Here is a 21,717-nt window from a genome sequence, read left to right on the forward strand (position 1 = left end):
TAAGATGATAAGAGGGATTGCTTTAGCTGCGGGTGGAGTCAAGGGGGCTGCTCACATCGCCTTGCTTGAAAAAACTGGGGATATTTTTGACATTGTCACGGGATCTTCCATAGGTGCTATCGTTGGTGCGTTGTACGCACTGTACGGAGATCCCAAAGTGGTGAAAGAAACTGCTTTCTCCATTATGAAGGAACATCTCAGAGATTTGAAAAGAACGGGAAACGAAAGTTCCTGGAAAGGCCTCTTTCAACGTTCTCTATTCAAGGCAGATACTCTGTTTACCGTTCTCAAAGAGGTCTTTGGAAGGAAAAAATTTTCAGATTGTAAAAGAAGACTTGGTATCGTGGTTTTCGATACAGAAGAAATGGAATCACTGCTCGTGACCGAAGGATTTTTGATTGATGCGGTTGTTGCGAGTAGTTCTGTGCCGGGATTTTTTGAACCGATCTGGTTGGGAGGGTCTTTGGCTTTAGATGGTGGGGTACTCGCCCCAACCCCTGTCTTTCAAGCACGGCAATTAGGAGCAGAATTTGTGGTTGCATCCACCTTCAATAGAAAAAGAGATGGCTCCTTCAAGAACCATTTCGAAATGTTCTTTGTAATGGATCGATGGAAAGAGATTTTATTGGAAAAAGAGGAGCTCTCCAAAGCAGATTTTGTGGTAGAACATCAGGTAAACGAGTCGTGGAATGAGTTTGATAAATATTACACGATTTACGAGAAAGCTCTTTCAGATTTGGAAGGAGTGAAATGGCCCTGGTCATAGCTTTTGGAGGGGACAGCGGAGCGTATTTAGGAGTTGTTGGTGTGTTGAAAGCTCTTAAAGAGCTAGACAAAAAAGAACCAATTGTAAGGTGTTGTGGAATATCTGCTCTTCCATGTGGGCTCTATTTTCTCACACGTTCCCTCAACAGAACATATTCTGTTTTGGTGAGAGAATGGATGAATCTAGAAAAGCTTCTAAATCCCTTCTTTTCCAATGGGATCGATAAACTTTCCATGATCGATGCTTTGAGGATACTTACAAGATTGGGAGACAGCCTGAACGGTGTTCGAAATCATGAACGTCTCTACAGATACGTGGACAAACTTTTCCCAGCACAAAGAATACCCGACGGCCTCGAAATATGGTCTTTCGATCTTCGGGAAGGAAAAGAAGTCGTTTTTAAATGTGGAGACGACCTTCGAGAAGCAGTTAAGATTTCTCTCTCTTTCCCTATCCTTTACCGTCCTTACAAAGAGAGATATGTTCCACTTCCTTGGGTTTCTGGTGTGCCAGAAGGTGATGTGATAGTACTTTTTGAGCTGAATAACAAGCACAATCCGCCAAGAAATGCGCTCGAATATTTGTTTCTTTCAACGATTGCACGGACAAAACATCTCGAAAGAATAAGGTTAGAGAAAGCATCCTGGAGTTTGAAAGTTGAATGTTCCTCTCTCTCCCCGGTTCTTACCTTTCGACGTGCGTTTGAGAAATTTTCCAACTTTTTAAAGGAGGTTCAACAATGAAAAAATACTTGGTAGTATCTTTAGTGGTCTTAAGTTTGTTGGTATTTTCAAAAACAATTCACATAAAAGCTGGGTTTGTAAGACCTTCGGAGGAAAAAATAGAATACGTGGGGAATGTGATTCTCGAAGTCGAAGAGGAATCTTTTGTCTTGACCTCGGAAAATCTTGTCATCAGAAAATTGGAAGGCAAATGGAGATTGACAGAAGCGAGTTCTTCCGTTGTTGTAATTCTTGAAGATGGGAAGCTCACAGGAGAACATTTGGTGTACGACATCGAAACCAGGCAGGGAACCATAACAGGGAACGTCGAAGGAGAATTTCTTGACAAAGCGAGTACGGAAACTATCTATATTACTTGCGATTCAATCACGTTCGATCTAGAAGACAACGTGTTTCTTGGAAAGGGAAATGTTCAAATCGAAAAGGGATCTATAATGGCTTCTTCTGAGGGATTTGTCTATAAGAGAGAGAAAGGAATTATCGAACTCTCGATTGATGTAAATCTTGAAGATAGTGAAAAGGATCTGAAAATGAAAGCGGACCGAGTTACCATAGATTTGGAAAACGATACGATGGAAGCAAGTTCGGTGGATGTTACGTTAGAGGTGGAATAAATGAAAATCATCACTACTCACAGGTCACCAGATTTCGATGCCTTTGCTTCTTGTGTGGCAGCGAAAAAACTTTTCAACGATTATGCGATTGTTTTGCCTTCCAATCCAGCTAGGAATCTCACTGAGTTTTTAAAAATATATTCCGATCGTTTTGAGTACATTTGGGACCATGAGTTTGAAGGGGAAGTTACGGAATTGATAGTAGTTGACACTTCCTCCCTCGATCGTATTCCGGAAAAGATAAAGAAGAAAATCAAGAATGCAAAGATAAAGGTTTTTGATCATCATACTGATGAAAGTCCGTACGAAGGAGTTGTAGCGAAGGTTGGTGCCACCATCACGATTCTTGTTGAAATCATTCGTGAGCAAAACATTCCTATTGATCCCACTGAAGCAACTCTCTTCATGATCGGTTTGTACGATGATACCGGAAACCTCCTCTTCTCATCTACTACCCCCCGTGATCTCGAAGTTGCAAAGTTCCTTTTGGAAAACGGGGCCAATTTAGATGAAGTGGCTCTCTATACGAGAGAGGAACTCACACCTCAACAGATGGAGATACTAAATCGTTTAGTAGAAACTGCACAGGAATACGAAGTGAACGGTGTTCCCATTACCATATCGGTTGTGGAGTGTGAAAATTTCGTTGGCGGACTTGGTCTGATAGTGAGTAAGGCTTGGGAGATGCTGGGGAAGGAAACGTTTATAGCTATCGTAAAAATGGGGAAAAAGGTGTACATTGTGGGAAGAACATCCTCGCCTGATGTGGATCTCGGATCTTTAATGAGAGAGATGGGAGGCGGAGGTCATACCAGAGCAGCTTCGGCAACTATCGTAGGGAAGGAACCGGGGGAGGTACTCGAAGATCTTTTGAAAAAACTGCACGATCACGTTGTGCCACTTCTCAGGGCGAGGGACATAATGTCTTCACCTGTGAAAGTAGTTCTTTCGACCATGACTATAAGAGAAGTAGACAAGTTGATGAAGCAGACAGGTCACAACGGGTTTCCTGTTGTTGAGGGTAACAGGTTAGTGGGTATCGTAACAAAGAAAGCAGTTGAAAAGGCCATGAATCACAATTTGGGTGATAAACCAGTGAAATCTATAATGACACCAAATCTCGTGGTTGCAACCCCAGATACTCCTGTACCCAAGTTGCGAGAACTCATGGTAGAAAACGCCATAGGAAGAATCCCGATCTTAGAAAATGGTATTTTGGTGGGGATTGTAACCAGAAGTGATGTCTTGAGAGCTATCTTTGGAAAACCTTTTAAAAAATATGTGAAACCTGTTTTCAAAGAAAATGGACAGGTGTTTAGGAATGTTTCAAAGATCCTTATGGAGCGGATCGAACCGAAGATTCTCAATCTTTTCAGACTTCTTGGAAAATTTGGTGATGAGGTAAATATGCCGGTTTACGTCGTAGGAGGATTTGTTAGGGATCTTCTTCTAGGAATTGAGAATTTGGACATAGACATAGTAGTCGAAGGGAATGCGATAGAGTTCGCTGAATACGCCAAGAGATTTCTTCCCGCTAAGATGGTGAAGCATGAGAAATTCATGACGGCTTCCCTTTTTTTGAAAGATGGATTGAGAATAGATGTTGCTACTGCTAGGATGGAATATTACGAATCCCCCGCCAAGCTGCCCGATGTGGAAATGAGTACAATAAAGAAAGATCTCTATAGACGAGATTTCACGATAAACGCAATGGCAATAAAATTGAACCCAGCTGATTTTGGTTTACTGGTAGATTTTTTTGGAGGTTACAGAGATTTGAAAAACGGTATCATCCGCGTTCTTCACACTCTCAGTTTCGTAGACGATCCGACGAGAATTATTCGGGCTATAAGATTCGAACAAAGATTCGATTTTCGGATAGAGGAGACAACGGAAAAGCTTCTGAAACAGGCGGTAGAAGAGGGATATCTTGAAAAAACCACAGGAGCAAGAATAAGACAAGAAATAGAGAAAATTCTTGAGGAGAGAAATCCACTGAAATCTATAAGAAGAATGGCGGAATTCAATATAGTAAGACACCTCTTTCCGAAAACTTATTACACACCTTCTATGGATGGAAAGATGGAAAACTTATTCAGAAATATCCCGTGGGTGGAAAAAAACTATGGGAAGGTTAACAAATTTTATGCGGTTCTACATATATTCCTCGAATTCTACGACGATGAAGCTTGGAGTGAGACAAAAAAGCGATATTCTCTTCGTGGGAATCTGATAAATGAAATAAGGCACGTCGAAAAGAGTGCTCCCGCACTCGTTGAGATGTTGAAAGAAGAAGTCCCGACTTCTTTCATATATCCGATCGTGAAAGGTGTCAACAACGAAACTATTTGTCATTTTCTATCATACCTTGAGGGAAAAGAGGAAGAGAGTTTCAAAACACATCTGTTGAAAATCAAAAATACAAAACTCGAGAAGATCGATGGAAACTATCTTATAAAAAAGGGAATTAAATCCGGTAAAATAATTGGAGAGGTGCTCGAAAAAGTGCTGATGAAAAAGCTCGATGGTGACACAAGGGACGAAGAAGAGATTTTGGAGGAAGTTTTGTCATCATTGAGAAACGGAGGGATAGAATGAGTATAAAGGATAAGTTGGAGGATTTGAAAAGAAGGGAAAAGGAAATAGAGCAAGGTGGCGGGCCAGAAAAGGTAGAAAAACAACATGGGGCTGGAAAACTCACCGCATGGGAAAGATTGGAAATTCTCCTCGACTCTGGAAGTTTTGTGGAGATCGATAAGTTCGTCGAGCACAGAAACACCTATTTCGGTCTCGACAAAGTGAAATTGCCGAGGGATGGAGTTATAACGGGTATAGGGGAAATAAACGGTAGGAAAGTCGCGGTCTTTTCGCAGGATTTCACCGTAATGGGTGGTTCTCTCGGAGAGATGCATGCAAAAAAGATCTCAAAACTTTTGGATATGGCTTTGAAAATGGGAATTCCCGTTGTTGGAATAAACGACTCAGGAGGAGCACGTATTCAAGAAGGAGTAGACGCGCTTGCAGGTTACGGCGAAATTTTCTTTAGAAACACCCTAGCATCGGGTGTGATTCCTCAGATAACAGTAATAGCAGGACCTTGTGCAGGGGGGGCAGTCTATTCGCCAGCGCTCACCGATTTTATCGTGATGGTCGACCAAACAGCAAGAATGTTCATAACCGGTCCGAACGTGATAAAGGCGGTAACTGGTGAGGAAATTTCTCAAGAAGACCTCGGAGGAGCCATGGTTCATAATCAAAAGAGTGGAAACGCTCATTTCTTGGCAAACAACGATGAAAAAGCAATGGAACTTGTGAGGACGCTTCTTTCCTATCTACCATCCAACAATGCTGAAGATCCACCTGTGGAGAATCCTGATGTTGGCATTGAAACTCCGAGTGATATTTTGGATATCCTTCCAGATAATCCGAACAAAGGATATGATGTCAGAGAGATCATCAAAAGGATAGTGGATCACGGAGAATTTCTCGAAGTTCAACCGTACTTTGCAAGAAACATAGTCATTGGATTCGCGAGAGTTCAAGGGAGAACGGTAGGAATAGTAGCCAATCAACCCTCCGTTCTAGCTGGTGTTTTGGATATAGATTCTTCTGACAAAGCAGCCAGATTCATCAGATTCTTAGATGCTTTTAATATACCAATATTGACATTTGTTGACACACCGGGTTATTTACCTGGTGTAGCACAAGAGCATGGTGGAATCATAAGGCATGGAGCCAAACTTCTTTACGCTTACAGTGAAGCAACTTCTCCCAAAATCACTTTGATCTTGAGGAAGGCTTACGGTGGCGCGTACATTGCGATGGGGAGTAAACACCTGGGAGCCGATATGGTTTTCGCATGGCCTTCTGCTGAGATCGCTGTTATGGGTCCCGAGGGAGCAGCCAACATTATTTTCAAGAGGGAAATAGAGAAAGCTTCCAATCCTGAAGAGGTGAGAAAAAAACTCATTGAGGAGTACAAAGCACAATTTGCCAATCCCTACATAGCCGCTAGTAGAGGTTACGTTGATATGGTCATAGATCCATTGGAAACGAGAAAATATATCGCCGAGGCTTTGAAAATATGTGAGACCAAAGTCGAATACAGACCGAAGAAAAAGCATGGAAATATTCCTCTGTGAGGTGACGAAATGCTACAAATTTTCATTTTTGGTATTTTTATGGTTTTTCTAGTTTTTCTAGTATTGTTCTTTTTTTCTATGATTTTGAGTACTTTTTCAAAGCAAAAGAAATCTGTGATTTCTGAGGGAAAGAAATCTTATGAAGGCGAAGAGGAAATCGTAGCGGTGATATCGGCCGTTCTTGCTCAAATGATGGAAGGAGAGTATAGAATAGTTTCTATAAAGCCAAAAAAGAAAAAACGGGGTTTTGAAGCATGGACAAAACGTGGATGGAGGAGGAGAAAATGGTCAGAAAGTTCAGAGTGGTAGTGAACGGAAAAGAATACATTGTGGAAGTGGAAGAACTTGAGAGTTCGCAGAAAACTTCCAACGGATCGAAAACGATACTCTCTCTTTCTAGAGAGGTTCCTTCTGTGTCTTCTGATTTGAAAGAAAAAAGCCAGGAAACTGTTGAGAAAGAGATTGTGGAAAAGGAAAAATCATCGATATCATCGGCAGAAGAGAAACTCGTCAAAGCACCGATGGCAGGAATCGTTTTGAAGGTTCTAGTAAAAGAAGGGCAAGAAGTTAAAGTGGGAGATAAATTACTCATATTTGAAGCCATGAAGATGGAAAACGAACTTCAATCCGAATTTTCCGGGGTCGTCAAGGAGATATTTGTGAAGGAAGGGGACAACATAGAAACCGGACAAATTCTCTTAAAGATAGTTTGAAGGGGGGAAGAGTATGGAATTGAAAGTCGTAACGTTCAAGCTAGGGAACCAAGTGTTCGGAATCGATATCATGAAAATCGAAAGCATAGTCGAGGTGGAAAAGATCGTACCAGTACCAGAAACGGCTGAATTCATAGAAGGTGTAATGAATCTCAGAGGGAAGATAATTCCAATCGTGAACTTGAGAAAAAAGTTCAAAATGCCGGATGTGGAAGATAAGAGTAAATCAAAAATAATAGTCAGTATGGTCAAAGACACACAAATAGGGTTCTTAGTTGACGATGTAAGCGAAGTATTAACCCTAACGGAGGAGGATATTGAACAGCCGCCTCAGAATCTCAGTGGTCGAGGCAGAAACTATATCCTTGGCTTGGCCAAAGTGAGGGACGATATCGTAATAATTCTGAATATAGAAGAAGTTTTGACCTCCGAGGAACTCGTGGAAATCAGTAACATCAACGTATAAAGACGGAGGTGTGTAAATGAAAATAACGAACACCTTGACCGGGAGAAAAGAAGAGTTTGTCCCGCTGCAACCCGGCGTTGTAAGGATGTACGTATGTGGTCCCACTGTTTACGATCTGATTCACGTGGGAAACGCAAGACCTGCCGTCGTCTTTGATGTTTTCAGACGATATCTAGAGTATAGAGGATACAGAGTTATCATGGTTCAGAATTTTACGGATATAGACGACAAGATCATAAACAAAGCCAACCAATTAGGTGTTGATCCAAAAACGGTGGCTGACACTTTCATAGCTGAATACTGGAGAGATGCTCATGCCCTTGGTATAAGGCCTGCCAACTTTCATCCGAGGACGACCGATTTTGTTGGTGATATTGTTGAGATAATCGAAAGACTTGTTGAAAAGGGATTTGCGTACCAAACAGAAACAGGTGTCTATTTTGACGTAAGAAAATTTGAGAAATACGGTGAGTTGTCGAAGAAGAGGATCGACGATCTCATTGCTGGAGCCAGAGTGGAAGTAGATGAGACCAAAAAGTTTCCACTCGACTTCTCTCTTTGGAAAAAAGCGAAACCCGGAGAACCTTGCTGGAAATCTCCTTGGAGTGAAGGAAGGCCAGGGTGGCACATAGAATGTACCGTCATGTCGGTGAAAATCCTGGGCGAAAGTTTCGATATTCATGCAGGAGGGGAAGACTTGATATTCCCACATCACGAGAATGAGAAAGCACAAGCAGAAGCCTTGACTGGAAAGACGTTTGCTAGGTATTGGATGCACAACGGTATGGTGAGGTTTCTCGGTGACAAAATGAGTAAATCAACTGGTAACATTTTTACTGTTCGTGAAGCATTGAAAAAGTATGGAAGGGATGCTCTGAGGTACATGATTCTTTCGAAACACTATCGTTCTCCTATGGATTTCTCAGAAGAACTTCTGAGCAATTACTCAAAAGCTGTGAAACGCGTATGGGAAGTTCTCAGAAGATACGAGAACACTGGAGAAGTTGGCATTCCCAAAAGAAATTCTGTTTACGAAGAATACGTGAACAAATTCATAGAGGCTCTTGACGATGATTTCAACACTCCTGTGGCGGTTTCAATTTTGTTTGAACTCGTAAAAGGGTTGAGCAGAGCAATGGATAACAACGATCGTGAGGGTGCGCTTCTCTATTACCATCTTATTAGGAGGGAATTTGGCCCTGTTTTGGGGCTTTTTGACTTGAACGAAGAGAAGAAAGAAGTAGCCAATGAAGAATTGATAAAGATTCTTATAGATGTTAGAGAAATGTTGAGGAAAGAAAAGAAGTATGATCTTTCTGATGAAATCAGAGAACGGCTGAAAAAGATCGGTATCAACTTGAAGGATACACCACGGGGAACAGAATACACCGTTGAGTGAGGTGATTTTTGTGTGGAAACATGTAAAGCAAATCGATCCAGAAATTTATGAGGTTTTAGTGAACGAGCTGAAAAGGCAGGAATATGGTATTGAGTTGATAGCATCTGAGAACTTCGCTTCCTTGGCTGTTATAGAAACCATGGGTAGCATGCTCACCAACAAGTACGCAGAAGGATACCCGGGAAGAAGATACTACGGTGGATGTGAATGGGTGGACAAAGCTGAGGAACTTGCAATAGAGAGAGCAAAGAAACTTTTTGGTGCAAGGTTTGCGAATGTCCAGCCTCATTCTGGATCCCAGGCCAACATGGCCGTTTATCTGGCACTGGCAGAGCCTGGTGATACGATCATGGGAATGTCTCTGTCGCACGGGGGACACTTGACACATGGAGCACCTGTAAACTTTTCTGGGAAACTGTTCAAGGTAGTTCACTACGGTGTGAATCTTGAAACGGAGATGATAGATTACGACGAAGTGAGAAGACTCGCGTTGGAACACAAACCAAAAGTAATAGTGGCGGGTGGAAGTGCTTACGCCAGAACTATAGATTTTGCTAGGTTCAGAGAAATAGCAGATGAAGTAGGAGCTTATTTGATGGTCGATATGGCTCATTTTGCAGGACTTGTAGCGGCTGGAATACACCCGAATCCAGTAGACTACGCACATGTTGTAACGTCGACGACCCATAAAACTCTCAGAGGACCGCGTGGTGGCCTAATTCTCACTAACGTTCCTGAAATTGCCAAAGCAGTAAACAAAACCGTGTTTCCGGGTATCCAAGGAGGACCCCTCATGCATGTGATCGCCGCAAAAGCAGTTTGTTTCAAAGAAGCGATGACAGAGGAATTTAGAGAGTATCAACGTCAGGTTGTGAAAAACGCGAAAAAGATGGCGGAAGAATTGCAGGGAAGAGGCTACAGGATAGTTTCTGGAGGTACCGATACTCACCTTCTCCTCGTTGATCTAACGGAAAAAGGTATCACGGGAAAGGCAGCTGAGAAAGCTCTAGAAAGTTGTGGAATCACAGTCAACAAAAACACGATTCCCAACGAGAAAAGATCGCCCTTTGTTGCCAGTGGGATAAGGATAGGAACACCTGCGATCACAACGCGCGGTATGGGAGAACCAGAAATGGTGGAGATAGCGGAATTGATAGATCACACACTTTCACATGTGATCGATGACGAAGGAACGGTTGATCCCGGTGTTCGTGAAGAGATTTCTAAAAGGGTGAAAGACCTCTGCGAAAGGTTTCCTCTCTATCGGAACAAAATCGAAGGGGTGGAAATATGAAAAATCTCGTTGTGGTAGATCATCCTCTTATAAAACACAAGCTCACAATTATGAGAGACAAAAATACTGGACCGAAGGAATTCAGAGAGTTGTTGAAAGAGATAACACTTCTCCTTGCTTACGAAGCGACCCGTCATTTGAAATGTGAAGAAATAGAGGTAGAAACCCCTTTGACGAAAACCGTCGGATATCGTATAAACGACAAAGATATCGTCGTAGTTCCCATTCTCAGAGCAGGGCTTGTGATGGCCGATGGTATATTGGAATTGCTACCAAATGCTTCTGTTGGGCATATTGGAATATATAGGGATCCTGAGACTCTTCAAGCAGTGGAATATTACGCGAAATTTCCCACTCTCGATGGCAGTAAAGAAGTGTTCCTCTTAGATCCCATGCTGGCAACAGGTGTTTCCTCTATAAAAGCTCTGGAGATTTTAAAGAAAAACGGAGCAAAAAAGATCACCCTTGTTGCATTGATCGCCGCACCGGAAGGAGTAGAAGCTGTGGAAAAACATCACGACGATGTGAAAATCTACGTGGCGGCGTTGGATGAGAGATTGAACGATCATGGCTACATAATTCCCGGTCTTGGAGATGCCGGTGATCGACTCTTCAGAACTAAATAAAAATAAAGAAGGTGAGTGAATGAGTCTGAAAAAGGACGTGGAAAGATTCATACTTTCGGATGATTACAAACCTATGGTGTTGAAAGAGTTGTACAAGAAATTCAAAGCAAAAACTAGAGAGAAGAGGAGAAAAGTACGAGAAGTTGTCAAAAGACTGGAAAAAGAAGGGAAGATTTTCAGAGACAGCAAGGGAAAATACAGAAAATTGGGAGATGATCTGAAAGTTGGTACGATAGAGTTCACGCGCAGTGGGTACGTTTCGTTCGTTATTACCGATGATTTCGAAGAAATAGTAGTTCCGATCGAGGATACAAAATATGCTCTTCACAAAGATAAAGTTGTGGTTGAAATAACGGGAACTTGGCGGGGCCTTCCAAAAGGACGTGTTGTGAAGGTCCTTGAAAGAGGCTTGAGAAGGATAGTAGGTGTTTTTGACCATAAGGGAACTTTTGGCTTTGTCATACCGGATGATCCAAAGATTGCCTACGATTTTTATGTGTCACCTGAAAATATAGACGGTGCCAAGCCGAATCAGAAGGTTATAGCGGAAATTCTCAAATATCCCTCTCCTGGTCGAAATCCCGAGGCCAAGATAATAAAAGTTCTTGGAGATCTTGACGATCCTTCTATTGATCTTCCGAGTGTGATTGTAAAGCACGATCTGCCCGAACCAGGTGAGTTCCCAGAAGAGGTGATAAGAGAGGCAAATGCCATACCTTCAAGAGTACGGAAAGGTGATCTCAAAGGAAGGAGGGATCTTAGAGATAGAGTCATCGTTACCATAGATGGAGAAGATGCAAAAGACTTCGACGACGCCATTTCCGTAGAAAAGCTCCCTAACGGGAATTATCTTCTAGGTGTCCACATAGCCGATGTTTCTCACTATGTAAAAGAGGGATCTGCGTTAGATCAAGAAGCTTTTAAGAGGGGCACGAGTGTTTACTTGATAGACACGGTCATACCTATGCTTCCTTTCAAACTCTCCAACGGAATTTGCAGTCTTGTAGAAGGAAAAGACAGACTGACGATGAGCGTGGAAATGGAAATTGATAAAGAAGGATATGTGGTGAGATACGATGTGTTTCCCAGTGTGATAAGAAGCAAAAAAAGAATGATATACGAAAGAGTGAACGAATTTTTGAGAGAGCCTTCCTCGGTGGTAGAGTACGAACCTTTTAAAGATCTCATTCACAACGCAGTAGAACTCGCAGGGATTCTTCGTGAAGCGAGGAGAAAACGGGGGGCGATCCTCGATATAGAGAGTGACGAAGTGAAGGTTATTCAGGACGAAAATGGTCAAGTTGTTGATATTGTACCGAGAAAAAGAGGTGTTGCAGAGAGATTGATAGAGGAATTCATGATAAAGGCAAATGAAACGATAGCTGAGATCTTCGATCACGCCGGTCTTCCCTTTGTGTATCGAGTCCATGAGGAACCGGATCCCGAAACGATCTTTCAATTGAAAAACTATCTTGAAGCAATGGGAATAAAAGCAAAATTCTCGCACAACGTGCATCCTGGAATGCTTCAGAAACTTCTTGAGAAAGTGAAGGATCATCCGTTGAGGGGGAGTGTGGAGAGACTACTTGTTCGATCGATGAAAAGGGCAATGTACTCTGCTGTGAACATCGGTCATTTTGGCCTTGCATCTTATGCCTATACGCACTTCACTTCTCCTATCAGGAGATATCCCGACTTGGTTGTTCATAGATTGCTTAAGCTCTATCTCGAGCAGGAAGGATACTTCACACCGGAACAGATAGACAGATTTTCTAAGATCCTTCCGAAGATAGCAAGGCATTGTAGTCGTAGAGAGAGAGTGGCTGACGAGGCGGAATGGGATCTTATAGCCATGAAAAAAGTCGAGTACATCTCCCGTTATATTGGAGAAGTGTTCAAAGTTGTTGTGACCAACATTACCAAGTTTGGCCTTTTTGTGGAAATACCGGAGAAGAGTATTTCTGGTCTCGTACATATTTCCACGCTGGACGACTATTACTATTACGATGAAACGAGAAACATGCTGGTGGGAAGAAGGAAAGGAAAGACTTTCAGATTGGGAGATATACTCAAAGCCAAAGTCGTGAGGGCAGACAAAATACGTGGAGAAATAGATTTTGTAATAGTAGAGGAGGAAGAAAAATGAAATCTTACAGAAAGGAACTGTGGTTTCACACAAAAAAGAGAAGAGAGTTCATAAATATAACTCCTTTACTAGAGGAGTGCGTGAAAGAAAGTGGAATAAAAGAAGGGCTTCTTCTGTGTAATGCTATGCATATCACTGCGAGCGTGTTCATAAACGATGATGAACCGGGTCTCCATCATGATTTTGAAGTGTGGTTGGAAAAGCTCGCTCCTGAGAAACCTTATTCTCAGTACAGACACAACGATACAGGAGAAGATAACGCAGATGCTCACTTAAAGAGAACTATAATGGGAAGAGAAGTTGTAATAGCGATCACCGATGGAAAATTAGATCTCGGCCCTTGGGAACAAGTTTTCTACGGTGAGTTCGATGGTATGAGACCGAAAAGAGTTCTCGTGAAGATAATAGGAGAGTGATGGAATTTGGAGTTCCTTCTCACATCAGTAGGAATCGCTATATTGATACTCGGAGCGAACTGGCTCGTTAGTGGAGCTTCTTTTCTTGCAATGAGATTGGGGGTTTCCAAACTCATAGTAGGCCTTTCAATAGTAGCTTTTGGGACCTCACTGCCAGAACTCGTTTCCTCTCTTGTCTCGGCTTTTAAAGGATACACGAGTATCGCTATTTCCAACGTGGTAGGAAGTAATCTCGCAAACGTTGGTTTGTGTCTTGGATTAGCATCGTTTTTCAGGTCAATCCCTGTGAAAAAGAGTACGATAAAAGCAGAACTGCCATTTATGATACTCGCAACTATTTCTTTCATTGCCCTTTTCTTAAAAAACTATTCTCTTTCGTGGAACGATGGGGTAGTCTTCCTCTCTTTCATGGCGATCTTCATGTACTATCTGGTAACATCCGCCAGAGAAGTTGTTGAAGAAGAGTTGAAAGAAATAAAGGAACAAAAAAGCGTTTTATTCTCTGTATTTATGATCATTCTGGGGATCTTTGCTCTATGGTTCGGTGGTAATCTTGCGATAGAAAACGTTGTGAGGATAGCCAAAAGATTCAATTTGTCTCAAGCTTTTGTAGGACTCACGATCGTTGCCGTTGGTACCTCTTTACCAGAATTGATGGTTAGTATCGTCTCTACGGTAAAAAAAGAAAGTGATATTCTGATTGGGAACATCGTCGGAAGTAATATCTTCAACATCCTGCTCATATTGGGAACGAGTTCTCTCTTTAGTAAGCTTACAGTAGATGTCCCAAGCTATTCCATGGACTTGGGATTTTTGCTTGCAACATCCATCTTGATTTTCGTGTTTGCACTCTCTAAGAAGAGAATTTCCAGGTTAGAAGGAATTGTTCTTTTCGCAATATACGTTGTTTACGTTTATTTGATATCGGGGAGAGGTTAGTGAATCAACAACAGTAAGAGTACCGCCATCAGAGTTGATCCTATGAAGATTTCTTTGAAATATGTGTACTCACTTCTGTCTATTTTTACTTCTTGCTCCACAGACTGAATTTCGGTGTCTGTTATCGCGGTCACTTTTACCCTATATCTTCCATCTGGAACATCTTTCCCATTCCATACAATTCGATTTGTGCCCTCTGAACCTTCGATTTCGCGTGTCCAGACGACAGTCCCTTGATAATCGAATACCTCTATCTTCAGATGGGCTGGCTTGGAAAGGTAGATATAGAAGTTTGTAGTATCGTTGTACCAATCACCGTTTGGAGAAAAAGTTTCTGGCTCTATCTTTAAGTTCAGCTCGAGCTCTTTTTCTTCCAGAAATATGTTCACCGTTCTTTCGCTTCGTGGTGTTATATGAAGAGTTACAGTTTTTTCTTTGTATCCTTCAGCTCTGAAAGTAAGCGTAACTGTTCCTGCAGGAGCGTACAAAACATCTTTTACACTGTATATCTTTCCTAAATACATTCCTTCTGAGAACACCTCGAGTGGGTAAACATTCGAAAATACTCGAATGGCGCCTGCTTCCCTCAGATGAGCGAATACAAAGTATTTACCTGGACTTGTGATAATTATCTCTCCTTCGAAAGGAAGATACCAGCTCTTTTCCACGGTTACAATGAACTTTCCGGATGAATCCAGAGAGATTTCTATTTTACCGGTGATGTCAACCATTCCTACGTATTCTCCATTTACGAACACTTGAGAAAACGGTTCCGAGTATACAATCAACACGTAGTTTGAAGCACTTGCCACAGTTGCTATAGCTAGGGCAGACAGAAACATAAGAAGATTTTTTTTCATATTCTCACCTCCTATACACTATTCTAATCCAAAAAGATATCGAATCGATGAATTAGTTAGCAGAACGAACAAGGTAGTATAATGAAAGAGAGGAAAGGAGGGGTTGTTGTGCTCAGTGAAGGAATCATCAGAGATGTTTTAACAGCTGTTTTGAAAAACGGTGGAGATTTTGCCGAATTGTTCTTCGAAAGAAAGCATGAAAATCGTTTCGAATTGAAGGATGGAAAAGTGGAACAAGCAACAAGCGGTGAAATTGTGGGAGTAGGAATAAGAGGATTTTTGGGAACCAAAGCAGTCTATGCCTACACGAATGATCTTTCGAGAGAAAATCTGCTGAACGTTGCAAAAAAAGTAGGTGAAGCTCTAGGGGAGACAAAGGTGGAAGATCTCGTTTTCAATTTTAACAAGACCAAGCGAAAAGAGAGACACGTTGTGATTATATCCCCAAACGAAGTGGAAAAAACAGAGAAAGTCTCCGTTATGAAGAAAGCATACCATGCTGCAAAGACGTACTCCGATCTTATAAAGCAAGTCGTTGTTTGGTATTGGGATTACGATCAGGAGATATTGGTTGCAAACACTGAAGGAACGTGGGCAGAAGATCGCCGTGTTAAGACGAGACTCATGATAAATGCTGTAGCAGAGAAAGATGGTGTTCTCGAAAGGGGATTCTACGGTCCCGGAGCGGGTATGGGGTTCGAGTTCTTCGAGAGAATAGATGTAGAAGAGGCAGCAAGAAAGGCTGCGAGAATAGCTACAAGAATGGTTGAAGCCGAGCCTGCGCCTGCCGGAAAGATGACCGTCGTAATAGCTAACGGCTTTGGTGGTGTGATTTTCCATGAGGCTGTCGGCCATGGGCTCGAAGCGACTTCAGTGGCGAAAGGAGCCTCTGTCTTTGCGGGAAAACTGGGTCAAAAAGTGGCAGCGGAGTGTGTTTCCGCTGTCGATGATGCGACGATCCCAAACGGTTGGGGGTCTGCGAACATAGATGATGAGGGGACCCCCACCCAAAGGACGCTGCTCATAGACAAAGGAGTACTCGTTGGATATCTTGTTGACAAGCTTGGAGGAAGAAGGATGGGAATGAAAAGCACAGGAAGTGGTAGAAGGCAAGATTACACATTTCCACCTACTTCCCGAATGAGCAATACTTTCATTCTTCCAGGTGATTACCATCCTGAAGAGATCATCTCCGCAACAGAATACGGACTCTACGCAAAAACAATGGGAGGCGGTTCTGTGAATCCTGCAACAGGGGAGTTCAATTTCGCCGTTTCTGAAGCGTATCTCATCGAGAAAGGAAGAATCACAAAGCCAGTGAGGGGAGCAACTTTGATAGGGAAAGGGCACGAGATCATTCAAAAAATAGACATGGTGGGAAACGATCTGGCTCGTGATCAAGGAATGTGCGGTTCTTTCTCAGGTTCTGTGCCCGCAGACGTGGGGCAACCTACGATAAGAGTTAAAGAAATCGTAGTAGGGGGGCGAAATAAATGACTCTGGAGGAATTCAAAGATAAATTGTTTTCGGCTGCGAAAAGAAAAGGAGTTGAAGCTCAGATAAGGTTCAACGAAATGAAAGAATTCTCTCTTCGATTGGCAAATGGGGAGTTAGATCAGTACACAGATGCTGGAAGATTCAATGTGGAAATAAACGTGTTAAAAGATGGTAAGGTGGGTTCTTTCAGAACGCAAATTTTGGAAGATCCTGAGAAATGCCTTGAAGAAGCGTTGAGCAACCTCCAAGTGAAGGATAGTGAAGAGGAGGAGTTCTTCTTTGAAGGTGGAGAGTATAGTTCTATGAAAACTTATTTGGGAGAATTCGAAAAGCTTTCTGTGAAAGAGAAAATGGAAATTGCCAAACGAGCCCACGAAAGTGCATCAAAGGATGAACGTATTGCCATGGTTCCTCTTGTGATGTACAGGGATATTGTTATGAGAAAGCACTTGTCGAATACGTTGGGGCTCGACGTTGAAGCAAGGATGGATGGAGGATTTCTCTTTACGATGACTGTAGCAAAGGATACGAATCCCCGCTCAGGATCTTGGTTCGAAGTTTCGAGATCTCCTCAGAATCTGATTCCCGAAGAGGTGGGTTCACGAGCTGCAAAAGAAGCCATTTCCCTCATTGGATCAAAGCCAATAAAATCCGGCAAATATCCCGTGTTAATGAGAAACACCGCTTTACTCGATCTAATGGAAATGTTCGTGCCCATGATTTCTGCGGAAAACGTTCAAAAGAACCTTTCTCCTCTAAAGGGAAGGCTCGGAAGTCAAGTGGGAAACTCCGTTATCAATATAAAAGATGTTCCTTATCATCCGAATGGACTTTACAGTGTACCTTTTGATGATGAAGGAGTCCCGACGTCGGAAAAACACATTCTTGAGAGTGGTGTTTTGAAAACGTTTCTCCACAACCTGAAAACCGCTCGGAAAGAAGGAGTGAAACCCACAGGAAACAGCTTTGAGGGCAGAATAACACCAGTTAATCTGATACTTGTACCTGGTGAAAATTCCTTCGAGGATCTCCTACGCATGATGGGGAAAGGAGTTGTTATCACGGAGGTCGAAGGAATGCATGCGGGAGCAAATTCGGTATCCGGAGAATTCTCTTTGTTTGCAAAAGGGTACTGGGTTGAGAATGGAGAGATAATGCACGGTGTTGAAGACATCACAATTTCCGGGAACTTTCTTGACTTTTTGAAGAAGGTCACTCACGTAGGAAACGATGTCAAGGTATCCACTCGCACAATATCTCCCAGCGTCTTGGTGGAGGCACTCGATGTGGCGGGGAAATAAGGCACTCTTATTTCTCCTTTTAACTGCAGCAATTCAAGGTTCAACTTTTCCTCTTCAGAAGTTGGTTGTTTTGGAGATTTCGCCGTTTGCCTACAATACCATTAGATTTGGAAGTGCAGCTGTTTTTTCATTATTGGTTTTCGGATTCGGAAAATTTTTCAAAGGGTTTGCATTAGGAATTGTTCTCTGTGGGTCTTACATTTTTCAAATATGGGGTTTGAAACTCACCAGTGCTACGAAGAGCGGATTCATCATATCGAGTTTTGTTTTTCTTGTACCGGTGTTTGCGTTTTTGTTAGAAAAGGAAAAGTTAGAGAGATATCATCTTCTATCCTTCTTGCTTGGCGTTTTGGGAATTTATATTCTCACGGGTGGAACGCGTGGTTTCTCTTTGGGCGATCTCTTTCAGGTTTTTTGTGCGATTTTGTTTGCACTTCATGTGGTTCTTATCACGAAATTTTCAAGATCAGAGAAGGAAGAAAACATGCTTTTTTGGCAATTTGCAACGGTGGCAGGAGTCAATCTTGTTTTTAGTTTGAATCGACACTGGAAGATCTCGTCTGGTTCTTTACTCGTTGGTTTATACAGTGGAATCCTTGCCACGTTTTTAGGGATATTTTGGCAAATGCGATATCAAAAAGAAATTGGAAACAATGCCACGGCACTTGTTTACATGACACAACCGTTCATTTCAACTCTGTTGTCTTTCATCTTACTAGAGGAGAGGTTGTCTACTTTTCAGTTCTTTGGTGGGATTTTAACCCTCGTTGCTTTGTTCGTCGGAACATCGTTGAAAGGTGGGAAGTCTATTAACTAGGGAGAGGGACAGGTGGCCGCGGGGACGCACACTCGCGTCTCCTGAGGAAAGTCCGGACTCTGGAGCGGGGTGCCGGGTAACGCCCGGGAGGGGTAACCCTCGGACAGGGCCATAGAGAAGAAGACCGCCCGATGAGGGCAAGGGTGGAACGGTGGGGTAAGAGCCCACCAGCATCGGGGCAACCCGATGGCTTGGTAACCCCCACCTTGAGCAAGGCCAAGCAGGGGGTTGGGTCGCTCCCCCAATTCCCCCGGGTTGGCCGCTTGAGGTGTGCGGTAACGCACACCCTAGATTGATGGCCACCCTCAACAGAATCCGGCTTATGTCCCTCTCCCGTGCTATAATTTTTTTCAAACGGAGAGTACTGGTGGTGGAATAGTATGCTGAAGAGAGCAGATTTGGAGGCTGAGTCTAGATCTGTTGTCAAGGAACTAGAATCCCTTGGAAAAAAGAACTTCTCAAAGGAAGAAAAAAGGTTGCTTGCGAAAGCCTATGAATTTGCGTGGATCGTTCACGAGGGGCAAAAAAGGTTCTCTGGGGAACCTTTTATCACTCATCCTGTAGAAGTTGCAAAGATTTTGGCAGGATTGGGTGTAGATGTCATCACGTTGGTGGCTGCTCTTCTTCACGACACAGTCGAAGATGGTGAAAATGTTAGTGTCGATCAAATAAAAAAACTCTTTGGCCCGGAAATCGCGAGGATAGTTGACGGTGTGACCAAAGTGAGTAACATAAATGCTCCCATTGGACCCGATCATGATTCTCGAAAGAGGATAGAAACCATTCAAAAAATGTTCCTTGCCATGGCCGAAGACATGAGGGTAATTTTTGTTAAACTCGCGGACAGACTGCATAACATGCGAACAATACACTACGTTCAGGATCCAGAGAAGAAAAGGTACAAAGCTTACGAAACGTTAGAAATATACGCTCCATTGGCTCACAAGCTTGGGATATACTCTATAAAATCTGAACTCGAAGACCTCGCTTTCAAAGTTCTCCATCCTGAAGAATATTACAAGATAAAAGAACTGGTTGCGGAAAAAAGAAAGGAAAGAGAAAAAAGAACAAACGAATACATTGAGATTTTAAGAAGCGCTCTCGAAGAGCATAAAGTGAAGGCGCGTGTAGAAGGAAGATACAAGCACTACTACAGTATCTGGCGAAAGATGAAAGAGAAAGGGAAGAGATTCGAGGAAATATATGACTTGATAGCACTTAGAGTGATTGTCAAGGATGTTACGAGTTGTTACACCGTCCTTGGAATAGTCCACAATCTTTGGAAACCTCTTCCAGGCAGGTTCAAAGATTACATAGCCGCACCGAAATCCAATGGTTACAGATCTCTGCATACAACGGTGATAACGGGTTACGGAGAACCTTTGGAGATACAGATAAGAGATGAGGAAATGCACAAAGAGGCAGAGTATGGTTTGATTGCCCATTGGATATACAAAGAAAAGCCCGACATAAGAACGGCCAAAGAATGGATTGAAAGGTTGTTGGAATGGAGAAAGGAACTTGCACAAGGATTTACAGAGTTTGAGGATATAAAAAAAGAACTGCAGATGGATGAAGTCTTTGTCTTCACACCGAAAGGAGACATTATTCACCTTCCAAAAGGATCAACGCCAATAGATTTTGCGTACGCGATACACACAGAAGTGGGGCATCATTACAGCGGAGCCAAGGTGAATGGTAAGATTGTTCCTATTGATTACAAACTGAAAAATGGAGACGTTGTGGAGATCATAGTGAACAAAAACTCTTCCGGTCCAAGTGTAGACTGGTTGAAGTACGCCAGAACTCACAGTGCACGCGCGAAAATAAGAAGGTTTTTAAAGGAAAAGTTGGCTCCAGAACTCGTTGAAAGAGGAAGGGAAATCCTAAGAAGAATCTCCCGTAAACTTGGAAAATCTCTCGAAGAAGTGTTGCAATCCGAAGGGATCAAACGATATTTGACTTCTTATTCTGAAAAAGATTTCTTCATGAAAGTCGGGGAAGGTAGTATCACCACACAAGACTTAATAGAGGCTATCATTGGAAAAAAGATGATCGTTAGAAAAAAGACAAGAAAAAAGACATCGAAATCTCAAAATCTCGTGAAAGTTGATGGCATAGAAAGCATAGAGTTTCATATTGCAAGGTGTTGCAATCCAATCAAAGGTGATCCCATAGTAGCCGTTGTCAGCAAAAGAGGTATGACAATCCACAGAAGAAATTGTAAAAATCTCAAGAGTGTCCCTCAAGAAAAGATCTTTCCAGCGGAGTGGAACCTTGAAACATCTGAAATGTTTGATGCCTATTTGAGAGTGGTTTTGGATTCTGAGAAGAATCTCCCCAGTTTGATAGACCGGGTTACAAATTTAGGGGCAGAATTCGTGGGAATAAAAACTTTGAAAGCAAAGGATCCTATCCTCGTTCAGCTTCATATAAAGATCTCCAATACTGCTGAATTAGAAGAGTTCATCACCAGGCTCAAAACTTACAGATATGTTTTGGATGTGGAAAGGGTGGTGCAATGAGGGCAGTTGTTCAAAGGGTGGAAGAAGCTCGTGTAACGGTAGATGAAGAAACGGTGGGAGCCATTGGAAAGGGGATTCTTGTTTTTGTGGGTGTGGGAAGAGATGATACGGAAGAGGATTGTAAATGGCTTGCAGAAAAAATTTCTGGGCTCAGAATATTCGAAGATGAAGAGGGTAAGATGAATCTCTCGGTGATGGATATTGGCGGAGAGATTCTTGTGGTTTCTCAATTTACACTTTATGGAGATTGTAGAAGAGGGAAAAGGCCGTCTTTCACAGAAGCTGCTCCTCCGGAGAAAGGCTATGAACTTTACAAGAAATTCGTTGATTTTTTGAAGAAGAAAGGCATAAGTGTGAAAGAAGGTGTATTCAGAGCCCACATGCATGTTCATCTGGTCAATGATGGACCAGTGACGTTACTTCTGGATTCTTCAAAACTGTTCTGAGGTGGAA

Annotated in this window: 20 protein-coding genes and 1 other RNA gene; 20 read left to right on the forward strand and 1 reads right to left on the reverse strand. The window is 42.5% G+C overall.

Features of this window, described 5'->3' with window-relative positions:
• The first annotated feature begins 4 nt into the window (after positions 1–4).
• From AS005_RS06695 to AS005_RS06760, 14 genes are read left to right on the forward strand one after another with little or no spacing between them, the layout of a single operon-like run.
• Positions 5–766: a patatin-like phospholipase family protein gene (locus AS005_RS06695; RefSeq protein ID WP_101510907.1), complete on the forward strand. Its 762-nt coding sequence runs from the start codon at positions 5–7 to the stop codon at positions 764–766.
• A complete protein-coding gene (locus AS005_RS06700) occupies positions 751–1,509 on the forward strand; it encodes a patatin-like phospholipase family protein (protein WP_233186272.1) in 759 nt (252 codons plus the stop codon). Before AS005_RS06695 ends, AS005_RS06700 begins: the two co-directional genes overlap by 16 nt.
• Positions 1,506–2,123: a hypothetical protein gene (locus tag AS005_RS06705; RefSeq protein ID WP_101510908.1), complete on the forward strand. Its 618-nt coding sequence runs from the start codon at positions 1,506–1,508 to the stop codon at positions 2,121–2,123. The genes AS005_RS06700 and AS005_RS06705 overlap by 4 nt, the downstream gene beginning before the upstream one ends.
• A complete protein-coding gene (locus AS005_RS06710) occupies positions 2,124–4,721 on the forward strand; it encodes a CBS domain-containing protein (RefSeq protein WP_101510909.1) in 2,598 nt (865 codons plus the stop codon).
• Positions 4,718–6,265: an acyl-CoA carboxylase subunit beta gene (locus AS005_RS06715; RefSeq protein WP_101510910.1), complete on the forward strand. Its 1,548-nt coding sequence runs from the start codon at positions 4,718–4,720 to the stop codon at positions 6,263–6,265. Before AS005_RS06710 ends, AS005_RS06715 begins: the two co-directional genes overlap by 4 nt.
• 9 nt (positions 6,266–6,274) lie before the next feature.
• Positions 6,275–6,574, forward strand: a complete 300-nt coding sequence (locus tag AS005_RS06720; RefSeq protein WP_101510911.1) for a hypothetical protein — start codon at positions 6,275–6,277, stop codon at positions 6,572–6,574.
• Positions 6,550–6,978 (forward strand): biotin/lipoyl-containing protein, encoded by a 429-nt coding sequence (locus AS005_RS06725; protein WP_101510912.1) that lies wholly within the window; start codon positions 6,550–6,552, stop codon positions 6,976–6,978. The genes AS005_RS06720 and AS005_RS06725 overlap by 25 nt, the downstream gene beginning before the upstream one ends.
• Before the next feature lie 13 nt (positions 6,979–6,991).
• Positions 6,992–7,444 (forward strand): chemotaxis protein CheW, encoded by a 453-nt coding sequence (locus AS005_RS06730; protein WP_101510913.1) that lies wholly within the window; start codon positions 6,992–6,994, stop codon positions 7,442–7,444.
• A 16-nt stretch (positions 7,445–7,460) separates the two neighbouring features.
• The gene (cysS, locus tag AS005_RS06735) at positions 7,461–8,843 is read left to right on the forward strand and encodes a cysteine--tRNA ligase (RefSeq protein WP_101510914.1); all 1,383 of its coding nucleotides are present in this window, start codon (positions 7,461–7,463) and stop codon (positions 8,841–8,843) included.
• A 10-nt stretch (positions 8,844–8,853) separates the two neighbouring features.
• On the forward strand, positions 8,854–10,137 hold the full coding sequence (glyA, locus tag AS005_RS06740) for a serine hydroxymethyltransferase (RefSeq protein WP_101510915.1): 1,284 nt from the start codon (positions 8,854–8,856) through the stop codon (positions 10,135–10,137).
• Complete coding sequence (gene upp, locus AS005_RS06745) at positions 10,134–10,763, forward strand: uracil phosphoribosyltransferase (RefSeq protein ID WP_101510916.1); 630 nt, start codon at positions 10,134–10,136, stop codon at positions 10,761–10,763. The genes glyA and upp overlap by 4 nt, the downstream gene beginning before the upstream one ends.
• Before the next feature lie 19 nt (positions 10,764–10,782).
• The gene (gene rnr / locus AS005_RS06750; protein WP_101510917.1) at positions 10,783–12,909 is read left to right on the forward strand and encodes a ribonuclease R; all 2,127 of its coding nucleotides are present in this window, start codon (positions 10,783–10,785) and stop codon (positions 12,907–12,909) included.
• Positions 12,906–13,325, forward strand: coding sequence for a secondary thiamine-phosphate synthase enzyme YjbQ (locus AS005_RS06755; protein ID WP_015920273.1), 420 nt, complete (start codon positions 12,906–12,908; stop codon positions 13,323–13,325). Before rnr ends, AS005_RS06755 begins: the two co-directional genes overlap by 4 nt.
• Positions 13,326–13,331: 6 nt before the next feature.
• On the forward strand, positions 13,332–14,264 hold the full coding sequence (locus AS005_RS06760; protein ID WP_101510918.1) for a calcium/sodium antiporter: 933 nt from the start codon (positions 13,332–13,334) through the stop codon (positions 14,262–14,264).
• Here AS005_RS06760 and AS005_RS06765 read toward each other — a convergent pair.
• Positions 14,261–15,124, reverse strand: a complete 864-nt coding sequence (locus tag AS005_RS06765) for a FlgD immunoglobulin-like domain containing protein (protein ID WP_101510919.1) — start codon at positions 15,122–15,124, stop codon at positions 14,261–14,263. The two genes, AS005_RS06760 and AS005_RS06765, sit on opposite strands and share 4 nt — an antisense overlap.
• Positions 15,125–15,232: 108 nt before the next feature.
• Here AS005_RS06765 and AS005_RS06770 point away from each other — a divergent pair, with 108 nt between their 5' ends.
• From AS005_RS06770 to dtd, 6 genes are all read left to right on the forward strand, one after another.
• Positions 15,233–16,621: a TldD/PmbA family protein gene (locus AS005_RS06770; RefSeq protein WP_101511030.1), complete on the forward strand. Its 1,389-nt coding sequence runs from the start codon at positions 15,233–15,235 to the stop codon at positions 16,619–16,621.
• Positions 16,618–17,922 (forward strand): TldD/PmbA family protein, encoded by a 1,305-nt coding sequence (locus tag AS005_RS06775; protein ID WP_101510920.1) that lies wholly within the window; start codon positions 16,618–16,620, stop codon positions 17,920–17,922. Before AS005_RS06770 ends, AS005_RS06775 begins: the two co-directional genes overlap by 4 nt.
• Complete coding sequence (locus tag AS005_RS06780) at positions 17,906–18,739, forward strand: DMT family transporter (RefSeq protein WP_101510921.1); 834 nt, start codon at positions 17,906–17,908, stop codon at positions 18,737–18,739. Before AS005_RS06775 ends, AS005_RS06780 begins: the two co-directional genes overlap by 17 nt.
• An RNA gene (gene rnpB / locus AS005_RS06785) (RNase P RNA component class A) lies at positions 18,740–19,077 on the forward strand.
• Between the two features lie 42 nt (positions 19,078–19,119).
• Complete coding sequence (locus AS005_RS06790; RefSeq protein WP_101510922.1) at positions 19,120–21,264, forward strand: bifunctional (p)ppGpp synthetase/guanosine-3',5'-bis(diphosphate) 3'-pyrophosphohydrolase; 2,145 nt, start codon at positions 19,120–19,122, stop codon at positions 21,262–21,264.
• On the forward strand, positions 21,261–21,710 hold the full coding sequence (gene dtd / locus AS005_RS06795) for a D-aminoacyl-tRNA deacylase (RefSeq protein ID WP_101510923.1): 450 nt from the start codon (positions 21,261–21,263) through the stop codon (positions 21,708–21,710). The genes AS005_RS06790 and dtd overlap by 4 nt, the downstream gene beginning before the upstream one ends.
• Positions 21,711–21,717: the final 7 nt, after the last annotated feature.

It is taken from the genome of Thermotoga sp. KOL6, assembly GCF_002866025.1.
GTDB lineage: Bacteria > Thermotogota > Thermotogae > Thermotogales > Thermotogaceae > Thermotoga.